Origin of the sequence: Cyanobium sp. ATX 6E8 (genome assembly GCF_024346335.1) — a bacterium.
GTDB lineage: Bacteria > Cyanobacteriota > Cyanobacteriia > PCC-6307 > Cyanobiaceae > Cyanobium_A.
The window spans coordinates 364052-372092 of the sequence record NZ_JAGQCT010000001.1; the positions used below are offsets into that span (position 1 = coordinate 364052).

Sequence of the window (8041 nt, forward strand, 5' to 3'; positions counted from 1 at the left end):
GGGTGGCCGCTTCACGGCTGCAGATTCGGGCTCTCAACAAGGGGGACCTGCCCCTGGTCACCGCCTGGGCACGGGCTGAACAGTTCGCGCCGGGCCGCGGGGATTTCGCCATCTACCGCCATACCGATCGCCAGGGGTTCTGGGTGGGCTGTCTTGATGGCCGTCCTATCGGTTGCATCGCCGGTGTGCGCTACAATGCCGAATACGGCTTCATCGGCCTGTTTCTGGTGCAGCCCGAGTACCGCGGCCAGGGCTATGGCCGCCAGCTCTGGTGCCATGCCCTGGCGCATCTCGAGGGCATCCCCTGTATCGGCATCGAGGCGGCAACGGATCGCATTGCCGATTACGCCAGCTGGGGCTTTGTGGCGGCTTCTCCGACCCGACGTTGGCAGAGCATCGTGGAGGAGCGAGCACCCGTTGAGGGCAATGCCTCGGGCCAGGCCGCCGCGGCGGAGGGGCTCAGCCTGGTGGAGGGGCCGGCGATTCCGGATGCGGCCGTGCAGGCCTACGACGCGGTGCGGGAGCCCAGCCCACGCCCCCATTTCCTGGCCGACTGGCTGCACCATCCCGCTGGCACGGTGCTGGCGTTGATGGATGCGGCGGGGGCCTGCCATGGCTTCGGGCGGATTCGCCCCTGCTTGCTGCAACGGGGGGAGGGTTGGCGGATTGGCCCCCTGCTGGCCGACACGCCAGCCCTGGCGGTACGCCTGCTGGAGGCCCTGATGGAGCGCCATCCCGGCGTGGTGTTGATCGATGCCCCGGGGGCCAATCCCCAGGCTGCTCCGCTCCTGCAGCAGCTTGGCTTTGCCGTGGTGGGGGAGAGCCTGCGGATGGTGCGAGGCGTGCTGCCGGCGGTGCCCCTCAACGACGTTTATGGGTTGGCCTGCCTGGAGCTGGGCTGAGCGCGGCGGGCCGCCAGGCCCGCTTCGGTGGCGGTGATGCCCGCGAGCGCCAACAGTCCGGCCAGACCGATCAGTTGGTTGCGCTGCACGAGGTCGGGCATCAGCCCGGGATCCACCTTCTGGCCCAGCAGGGCGCCAGCCACAAACCAGGCCGTGGCCACCGCGGAGGTGATCCAGTAGGCGCGCCAGCGACGTTGATAGATGTAGCCAGTGCCCAGGCCGGGCACCAGGTTGAGCACCACGGCTACCCAGGGGCTAGAGGCAGCCAGGATGGTTTGTGGGCTGGGCCGATCGACCTGGCTGGCTGGCTGCATGGCTGCGACGTGTGGTGCGTTGTGACTTGGCTTAGCGCAGCGCCGCCGGTGCTGCGTCAGGGTGGGGGTTGACGAGCCGCGCGCCGTGCTGGCAGGCCTGATGATTCTGCTGGTGATGACGGGGGTGGCGGGAGTGCTGAACCCCAGTCGTCAGGACTTTGCCTGGTTCATTCGGCTACGCCGGCCCCGCTGGTTGGTGTTTGAAGGCTGGATCCCGGTGATCTGGCTGCTGATCTATGCCTGCTTCGCGGCTTCAGCCTGGCTCACCTGGCAGGCCTCCTGGAGCGCACCCTGGATGGTGGCGTATCTGGTGCAGTTGGTGTTGGTGCAGAGCTACACCCTGGCGATCTGCCGCAGCCGCAGCCTGGGTGCGGGCACGGCGATCGGCTTTGCCGGCTGGGTGTGGGGCATTGCCCTCACCCTGGGGGTGTCAACGCTGAGCTCCCTGGCCGCTGGCCTGCTGGTGCCCTATCTGCTCTGGAGTCCGGTGGGCACGTTGGTGACCTGGCAGATGCGGCAGCTCAATCGCGGGCGACGCCCATAGCCGCGAGCAAGCCGCCGGCGAAGCCACTGAGGTGGCCGATCCAGCTGACGCCGGGCGGCGAAAAAATTGGCAGCAGGCTTGGCAGCACCCCGGCGTAGGTGACCAGGGCCAGCACCGACAGGGCCAGCGACAGGGGGCGCTTCTCCAGCCAGCCGATCAGCAGCAGGTAACCCAGCAGGCCATACACCACACCAGAGAGCCCATGGCTGCCGCTGGGCCAGAGCAGCCACACGGGGATGGCGGTGGCGTACACCCCCAGCCAAACGGCCAGGTAATCGCGGCGACCGCGCAGCAGCACCAGCCAGGAGAGGGGCAGAAAGGTGAGGGAGTTGGCCAGCAGGTGGCCGAAACCGCTGTGGCTGAAGGGAGCCGTCAGCACGCCCAAAAATGAGCCACCAGGCGTCATCGGCAGATTCCAGCGCCCACCAAACACCAGCTGATCCACCAGTTCCTGCAGCCAGGGGATCAGCAGGATCACCACGGGGATCACCAGGTTGAAACCAGCTCGGGCGATCCAGCGATCCAGGCGTTGGGGCAGCGATTCACTCACGGAACAGGCACGACGCTGCAGCGCAGCATGGCAAGCGCTTCATCCGGAAGGCCGAGGAAGCGATCCAGCCAGGGGTCTCCGCTGGGTGGCACCGTGGCGACGCCCACCAGCAAGGTTTGGCCATCCGCGTCCAGGGGTTGTCCGCTGGCCCGGTGGCGCAGGCCCTGGGCCGCGGTGCTGCTGAGCTCCGTGTCGATCTGCAGAGCGGGGGGCTGGTAGAGGCCTGCGAGGTTGAGGTGAAAGCGAGCGCGAAATCGCAGCGTCAGGCTGGCAGTGGCTGGATCCCAGTGGCCCGCTAGCTCCTCGGGCTCGATGTGGATGGCCAGCCCTGGTGGCAGCGGCAGCCCCAGCACCCGGGTGGTGCGCCAGCAGAGCGGCGGAATCACCAGGCTCGCCGGCGCAAACACCAGCGCCTGGCGGCCAGTGTGATCGGCGGCATCGAGGTGTCCGAGGCCACCGCCTCCACGGGCGTCGTAGCGGAAGCGGGGATAGCCGGCGATCGCCAGGCCGCAGCCCGCTGTGGTGCTCAGCTGCAGCTGGCCGCTGCTCGGCCAGGCGCTCACAGGCCGCGCAGGGCTTCCAGTTCCCCGCGGCTGTGCAGCTCGGCCAGGGCGTCGTAGCCGCCGATGGCCACGCCATCGATGACGATCTGGGGCACGCTGCCTTCGGCAGTGGGCTGGATTTCCAGGAAAGGAATGCCGAGGGTGCGCAACATGCGCAGGGCCCGCCGCGAGAAGGGACAGCCCGGCAACGTGGCGATCTCAACGCGCGGTTTGGCGATCATCCGCGGGTGGGTCAGCTCCTGGGCCGGCTCGGTGAGGAACCCCACCAGCAGGTCGGCGCCGCGCAGCACCAGGGTGCCGTGCTCGAGATGGCCGCCCCACACCTGGCATTCGGCATCGGAGAAGCTCAGGTGCAGGTGAACACCATCCGGCGAGAGGGTGCCCTGCAAGGTGATGATTTCGAGTTCGCCCTGGAGCACGGTGGGGGCGGTTTTGCCGGGGCAGGCGAAGGCCGCCTGGGAGAGGTTGCCCACCACACTCAGCACAAAGCCACCGGCCTGATGCTGCTGGGCCAGCTGCTCGAGGCCGCGGCGCACGTCGCTGCCGGCCTCAAGGTGGAGCGGCACGGCATGCATGGTGCGAGCGGAGCGGGAGTTGGGGGCAGATTACGCCGGTTGCATGCTGGTGCCGTTGCAGAGGAGGGATGGCATCAGGTCACCACGTGTTGCGGCGTGCCGGCGAGGAACGCGGCAATGTTGGCAGCCGAGAGGGTGAGCAGCCGGCGGCGGGCGGCCCTGGTGGCCCAGGCGATGTGGGGGGTGATCACGCAATGCTTCGCCGTGAGCAGTGGATTGTCGGCCGGGGGAGGTTCCACGGAGAGCACATCGAGGCCGGCACCGGCAAGGTGGCCGGCGTTGAGGCCAGCCGCCAGATCTGCTTCCTGCACCAAGCCGCCCCGGGCTGTGTTGATCAGGTAGGCCGTCGGCTTCATCTGGGCAAGCCGGATGGCGTTCACCAGATGCTCGGTGTCGGCGGTGAGCGGACAGTGCAGGCTCACCACATCACTCTCGCCAAACAGGCGATCGAGGTCGACGAAGGCGCCGCCCTCCGCGATGGTGCCTGCGCCACTGCGCCGGTTGGCGAGGATGTGCATGCCGAAGGCCCGGCCCACGCGGGCCACCGCCGCGCCGATCTCGCCGTAGCCCACGATTCCCAAGGTGAGGCCGGCGAGCTCTTGCAGGGTGCCATCCCAGTAGCAGAACTGCTTACTGGCACTCCAGCGCCCTTCGTGCACCGTGCGGTTGTGGTGGCCGGTGCGGTTGGTGAGCTCCAGCAGCAGGGCGAACACCGCCTGAGCCACTCCAGGCGTGCTGTAGGCCGGCACATTGCACACCGTGATGCCGCGATCCTTGGCCGCTGCAACGTCCACCACGTTGAAGCCCGTGCCCAGCACGCTGATCAGCTTCAGATGGGGCAAGGCAGCGAGCACATCCGCCGGCAGCGGAGTTTTGTTGGTGAGCACGATCTCCGCAGCCCCGATGCGGGAGATCACCGCCTCCGCCTCCGTGTGGTCAAACACGGTGCACGGGCCGAGGGCCTCGAGTTCAGCCCAGCTCAGATCGCCGGGGTTGGCCGTGTAGCCATCGAGGATCACGATCTGCATGGTGGGGCGGAGGCTGGGGTTGCGGTCGCGATCCGTACAGCTCTTGATAGGCCATCGATGAGCAGCTTCATAGAGATGATGACCTCAGCGACCGGGCTGGCCCCGGCAAGCCCAGAACCTGAGAGAGCCGTGCTGATCACAACCTTCCCGGAGTTCGTCCAACGGGCCGACTATTCGCTCCTGGAGTCGCTGCAGGGCGATCCCCAGGCGAGCGGCGATGGCCAGGATCACCGGCCCCGCCAGGTGTTCTCCGGTCATTTTGTGCCGGTGACGCCCACGCCGCTGCCAGATCCGGAGTATGTGGCCCATAGCCAAGCCTTGTTTGATGAACTGGGCCTGAGCGATGGGCTGGCCCACGACGACCAGTTCCGCCGTCTGTTTTCCGGCGACATCAGCGTGGCCACAGGGCCGATGCGCCCGTATGGCTGGGCCACCGGCTATGCCCTGTCGATCTACGGCAGCGAATACATCCAGCAGTGCCCGTTTGGCACCGGCAACGGCTACGGCGATGGCCGGGCCATTTCCGTGTTTGAAGGCTTGTTCAACGGCAAGCGCTGGGAACTGCAACTCAAAGGCGGCGGCCCAACGCCCTACTGCCGCGGCGCCGATGGACGGGCGGTGCTCCGCTCCAGCGTGCGCGAGTTTCTGGCCCAGGAGTTCATGCATGCCCTCGGGGTTCCCACCTCCCGCTCGCTGACGCTTTATGTGTCGCGCGCTGAAACGGTGCGGCGGCCCTGGTATGCGCCGAACTCCAGCTCGTTCGATCCCGACATCCTGGTGGACAATCCCGTGGCAATCACCACCCGGGTGGCGCCCTCGTTTCTGCGGGTGGGTCAGCTGGAGCTGTTTGCCCGTCGCGCCCGCAGCCAGGCCCATCCGGATGCGCTACTCGAGCTGCGGATGATCGTGGCGCATCTGATCGAGCGCAACTACCGGGCGGAGATTGATCCGAGCCTGGAGTTCAGGGATCAGGTGGTGGAACTGGCGGGCTTGTTTCGCGGGCGGCTCACCGCACTGGTGGCGAATTGGATCCGCGTGGGCTACTGCCAGGGCAATTTCAACAGCGACAACTGCGCTGCCGGTGGCTACACCCTCGACTACGGCCCCTTCGGCTATTGCGAACTGTTCGACCCCCGCTTCCAACCCTGGACCGGCGGCGGCGAGCATTTCTGCTTCTTGAATCAACCGGTGGCCGCCGAAGCCAACTTCCAGATGTTCTGGGCCGCCATCCGGCTGCTGCTCGCAGACCATGCGGAGGCCCTGGAGCGGCTGGATGCGATCCGCGACAGCTTCGTCGCAGCGATGCAACAGGAGCTCGAGGCGATGTGGGCCAGGAAGCTGGGCTTGAGCAGTCCCGATGCCGCGCTGGTGAACGAGCTGCTCGAGCTGATGGTGGCGTCCAAGGCGGATTACACGATCTTCTTTCGGCGGCTCTCCGAGATTCCCGAGCAGCTCTCAGCCCTACAAGCGAGCTTCTATCTGCCCAGCTCCGAGGAGCTCAAGGTGCAGTGGGAGAGCTGGCTGCAACGGTGGCGGCATCAACTCAACGCCAACGGCAACCTCAGCGAAACCTCCGCAGCCATGAAAGGGGTCAACCCCGCGATCACCTGGCGCGAGTGGTTGGTGGCGCCCGCCTATCAACAGGCTGAACAGGGAGATACAACCCTGATCCAGGAGCTTCAGGAGGTGTTCAGCCATCCCTACGACGCGCCAGCAGCCGAACTGGCGGCGACCTACGACCGGCTCAAGCCCAGGGAGTTCTTCAATGCGGGTGGCGTGTCGCATTACAGCTGTTCGTCCTAGGCCGATCGGGATCGGCGCAGGCCCTGCCAGCTGTCAGGGCTGGCCATGATCCCCGCGTGGTGGCGGCTGAACCCGGAATCAGCAAACCACCCCAGTGCAGATGCCGACTTGGTCCCTGTGCTGTGCGGTAGGTCACAGCTTGCTGATTCGTTATTTTTTCTTTTTTAAATGCGTGACTTTTCAAGAACCTGTTGCACAGGCCACAGCAGCCAGGCGAGTGGAAGCTGTGCAATGAATGACTGTCACCAAAGATTCAAGGAGCTGCTTCTCCGCAACTGGTGATTTCTCAACGTCTGCAGACCTCAACAATGACAACCTCCCCCAGTGCCGCGGATGGGTTTGCGGCGGTGGCTTTGGCAGCGCTCTGCTGGGATGGCGTGATGAGCGCAGCGGGAGCTCGCTCCCTTCGCCACGCTTTGGATTACCGCCTGCCTTTTCGCGACTACAGCGATGGCGAGATGGCGCAATTGCTGGATGGCCTGTTAGGGCAATTGCGCACACAGGGAGCCGAGCATCTGATGGTGAGCTGAAGGTGGATGAGCGAAATATTCTCAATAATCTTGCCGCGGTTCTCAATCTGGAGTAGTCGCTCACAGACGACATCCTCCAGGTGATGGATCCTCCAGGTGATGGATGTGCTGCATGGCAGCCTGGAATGAGCACTACGCCAGGTCTTCCTCTGCGTTGGCGCGAATCGTGCAATCGCTCAGCGGGTAGCTGACGCAGAGGAGTGCAAACCCCTTCTCGATCTGGTCGTCGTCCAGATAGGACTGATCGGATTGATCAACCTTGCCCGCGATGAGCTGGCCGGCACAGGTGCTGCAGGCGCCTGCCCGGCAGGAATAGGGGAGATCAATGCCCTGCTCTTCGGCGGCATCGAGGATGTAAGCGTCGTCTGGGCAGGGAAAGGATTTGCCGCTCTCAAGCGTGATCGTGAAAGTGGGCATGGCGATCAAGGTCGGTTTGACAATCGTGGGCTCCCTGGATCGGCATGGGCTGTGCTGAGCACTACCACTTGGCGTGAGCCTGCATCTGTTCAGCAAGACACAGCTGAAGGCTGCTCACCGCTGAGCCACTGCTCCAACGGAGGCAGCTGGAGTTGCTGGTTGCGATCGAGGCCCTGCAGCTCGTCCAGGTTTCTGGCTGTGCGCACCTCCACGGCGTAGCGCATCAACGAGCCAATGCCGGTGCCGCGGTAGCTGCCGCTGACAGCAGCGGCCAGGTGGTGATCGGGGGCAGCGGTGAGCGCCACATGCCCGTCTGCCACGGCCAAGCCAAGGCTGGGGTCATAGCCCCGCCAACCTGCGCCGGGCAGGTAAACCTCCGCCCAGGCATGTAGTTCGTGCTCGCTCACTTCCGCGGGGTGGTGCATCGAGTAGCCGCTGACGAATCGAGCGGCAAGACCGAGACTGCGACAGGCCGCCACAAACAGCATGGCGGTGTCACGGCAGGCGCCGGTCCGCGTTGCGAGCGTGTCGACAGGGGGCATCGGCTCACCGTCGGGCCGTCCCACGTGTTGAAAGCCACGGTGGATCGTGTCGGCCAGATGCATCAGGAAGTCGGTGGTTGCGCCATCCACCTCTGAGGCCAGTGTCGCTGCCCACTGCTGCACCGGCTTGGCTACAGGCTGGCTCCCGGTGACTTTCAGGAAAGTTGTCACTCCTGGGCTGCCATTCAGACGGCCTGAATTAAGGGTAGCGCCAGGGTCAGTTCGTGCTCTTCCGGTGGCTTGTTGATCCACACATCTTTGGGTTGATCCCAG

11 protein-coding genes are annotated in these 8041 nt (G+C 65.6%); 4 read left to right on the plus strand and 7 right to left on the minus strand.

From position 1 onward, the window contains the following. The first annotated feature begins 2 nt into the window (after positions 1-2). A complete protein-coding gene (locus tag KBY70_RS01970; protein ID WP_094560333.1) occupies positions 3-902 on the plus strand; it encodes a GNAT family N-acetyltransferase in 900 nt (299 codons plus the stop codon). On the opposite strand, the gene KBY70_RS01975 is transcribed toward KBY70_RS01970, so the two are convergent. Continuing rightward, positions 872-1216, minus strand: a complete 345-nt coding sequence (locus KBY70_RS01975) for a hypothetical protein (protein WP_094560335.1) — start codon at positions 1214-1216, stop codon at positions 872-874. The two genes, KBY70_RS01970 and KBY70_RS01975, sit on opposite strands and share 31 nt — an antisense overlap. Positions 1217-1277: 61 nt before the next feature. Here KBY70_RS01975 and KBY70_RS01980 point away from each other — a divergent pair, with 61 nt between their 5' ends. After that, positions 1278-1760, plus strand: coding sequence for a TspO/MBR family protein (locus KBY70_RS01980; protein WP_315859672.1), 483 nt, complete (start codon positions 1278-1280; stop codon positions 1758-1760). On the opposite strand, the gene KBY70_RS01985 is transcribed toward KBY70_RS01980, so the two are convergent. From KBY70_RS01985 to KBY70_RS02000, 4 genes are all read right to left on the minus strand, one after another. Further along, on the minus strand, positions 1738-2310 hold the full coding sequence (locus KBY70_RS01985) for a rhomboid family intramembrane serine protease (protein WP_254987178.1): 573 nt from the start codon (positions 2308-2310) through the stop codon (positions 1738-1740). The genes KBY70_RS01980 and KBY70_RS01985 overlap by 23 nt on opposite strands. After that, positions 2307-2873 (minus strand): hypothetical protein, encoded by a 567-nt coding sequence (locus tag KBY70_RS01990; RefSeq protein ID WP_094560337.1) that lies wholly within the window; start codon positions 2871-2873, stop codon positions 2307-2309. Before KBY70_RS01990 ends, KBY70_RS01985 begins: the two co-directional genes overlap by 4 nt. Further along, a complete protein-coding gene (locus tag KBY70_RS01995) occupies positions 2870-3448 on the minus strand; it encodes a PCC domain-containing protein (RefSeq protein WP_254987179.1) in 579 nt (192 codons plus the stop codon). The genes KBY70_RS01990 and KBY70_RS01995 overlap by 4 nt, the downstream gene beginning before the upstream one ends. 74 nt (positions 3449-3522) lie before the next feature. Beyond that, positions 3523-4476 carry a D-2-hydroxyacid dehydrogenase gene (locus KBY70_RS02000; protein ID WP_094560341.1) on the minus strand — a complete coding sequence of 318 codons (954 nt, stop codon included), beginning with the start codon at positions 4474-4476 and terminating at the stop codon, positions 3523-3525. 78 nt (positions 4477-4554) lie between these two features. On the opposite strand from KBY70_RS02000, the gene KBY70_RS02005 reads away from it, so the two are divergent. Both KBY70_RS02005 and KBY70_RS02010 read left to right on the plus strand, forming a co-directional pair. Beyond that, on the plus strand, positions 4555-6279 hold the full coding sequence (locus KBY70_RS02005; RefSeq protein ID WP_254987180.1) for a protein adenylyltransferase SelO: 1725 nt from the start codon (positions 4555-4557) through the stop codon (positions 6277-6279). Positions 6280-6587: 308 nt separating this feature from the next. Further along, positions 6588-6809, plus strand: coding sequence for a hypothetical protein (locus tag KBY70_RS02010; RefSeq protein WP_254987181.1), 222 nt, complete (start codon positions 6588-6590; stop codon positions 6807-6809). A gap of 132 nt (positions 6810-6941) precedes the next feature. Here the strand turns inward: KBY70_RS02010 and KBY70_RS02015 are convergent, their stop codons facing one another. Continuing rightward, a complete protein-coding gene (locus KBY70_RS02015) occupies positions 6942-7226 on the minus strand; it encodes a 2Fe-2S iron-sulfur cluster-binding protein (protein WP_254987182.1) in 285 nt (94 codons plus the stop codon). Between the two features lie 89 nt (positions 7227-7315). Continuing rightward, positions 7316-7939, minus strand: a complete 624-nt coding sequence (locus KBY70_RS02020; protein ID WP_254987183.1) for a transglutaminase-like domain-containing protein — start codon at positions 7937-7939, stop codon at positions 7316-7318. Positions 7940-8041: the final 102 nt, after the last annotated feature.

Coding starts and splice junctions, on each gene's coding strand:
- KBY70_RS01975 (WP_094560335.1), bottom strand. CDS start 1,216: ATGCAGCCAGCCAGCCAGGTCGATCGGCCCAGCCCACAAACCATCCTG.
- KBY70_RS01995 (WP_254987179.1), bottom strand. CDS start 3,448: ATGCATGCCGTGCCGCTCCACCTTGAGGCCGGCAGCGACGTGCGCCGC.
- KBY70_RS02000 (WP_094560341.1), bottom strand. CDS start 4,476: ATGCAGATCGTGATCCTCGATGGCTACACGGCCAACCCCGGCGATCTG.
- KBY70_RS02005 (WP_254987180.1), top strand. CDS start 4,555: ATGACCTCAGCGACCGGGCTGGCCCCGGCAAGCCCAGAACCTGAGAGA.
- KBY70_RS02010 (WP_254987181.1), top strand. CDS start 6,588: ATGACAACCTCCCCCAGTGCCGCGGATGGGTTTGCGGCGGTGGCTTTG.
- KBY70_RS02015 (WP_254987182.1), bottom strand. CDS start 7,226: ATGCCCACTTTCACGATCACGCTTGAGAGCGGCAAATCCTTTCCCTGC.